Genomic DNA, 359 nt, shown 5'->3' on the forward strand with positions numbered 1-359 from the left:
CGCGGCGCACGCGAGGACGAGGGCGTCCTCCACCGGCACTCGACGGGCGAGCGCACCGGCGAGCGCGCCGCAGAACGCGTCGCCCGCGCCCGTCGTGTCGACCGGATCGATACGGAACGCCTCGACGTGCACAACTGGGCGACCGGTGCGGTGCAGGTCCACGCCCCCGGCGCCGCGCGTGAGCACCACGGTCGCGGCCCCGGCGCGGTGCAGGAGGTCGATGCCGCCGAGCTCCGCGCACTCCGTCTCGTTCACCACGAGCACGTCCACGCGCTCCAGCAGCCCGAGGGTCGCGGCGTGGGCGGGGGCGGCGTTCAGCACGGTCGTGGCGCCGGCGTCGCGCGCCGCCCGCAGTGCCG

General features: G+C 77.4%; 1 protein-coding gene. It reads right to left on the bottom strand.

Annotated features, from left to right (window positions below; genetic code table 11):
* On the bottom strand, window positions 1–359 hold a 359-nt coding region (locus DW309_RS13565; RefSeq protein WP_240753221.1), incomplete at both ends, for a PfkB family carbohydrate kinase.

The organism is Microbacterium sp. K41 (assembly GCF_004794395.1).
Lineage (GTDB): Bacteria > Actinomycetota > Actinomycetes > Actinomycetales > Microbacteriaceae > Microbacterium > Microbacterium sufflavum.